This is a genomic window from Polaribacter sp. BAL334, assembly GCF_015767435.1.
In the GTDB taxonomy this organism is placed as follows: domain Bacteria; phylum Bacteroidota; class Bacteroidia; order Flavobacteriales; family Flavobacteriaceae; genus Polaribacter.
This window is the reverse complement of the sequence record NZ_JADWOV010000157.1, coordinates 1-627: the sequence shown is the minus strand read 5'-3', so window position 1 is coordinate 627 and position 627 is coordinate 1. Positions and strand designations below refer to the sequence as shown.

1 pseudogene is annotated in these 627 nt (G+C 25.8%); it reads left to right on the top strand.

Going from position 1 to position 627, the window contains the following annotated elements:
* A pseudogene (locus IU405_RS00820) lies at positions 1 to 627 on the top strand (hypothetical protein); the annotation flags it as partial.

Sequence of the window (627 nt, the reverse complement as noted above, 5' to 3'; positions counted from 1 at the left end):
ATTTTTAGTTATGGAACAGTCAAAAAAACATATAAGCATTGGAACAGATACAAGTTTAAATGATGGTGAAAAACAAAATATTGTAAAGTCAATACAAGATTTACTCAAAGAATCAGAAATAGACCCATATTCCGATATTAAAGAACCACCAATTGCTTTACAAATTGATAATATGACATTTGCAACTTTAGGAAATTTCTCCTGTATTACAGGAAAACCTAAAAGCAGAAAAACATATTTTTTATCATTAATAATTGCTTCAACACTCTGTAATAATCAAAATAAAAAAATAACAACTAATTTATCAAAAACATGTGTTTTGCATTTTGATACTGAACAAAGCAGGTATCATACTCAAAAAGTATCAAGGAGGATTTTATCGCTTACGAACAATAAAGAGATTTCTCAAGAAAACTATAAATGTTATTGTTTAAGACCATATTCACCTGAAGAAAGAAAAAAAATTATAATGGAAGCAATTTACAATGCTAAAAATGTAAAGTTTGTTTTTATTGATGGTATTGCTGATTTAATTGTTGGCTATAATAATGAAGAAAGTGCAATAAATATCATAAACGATTTAATGAAATGGACAGCTGAATTAAAAATTCATTTAATAACAATCGT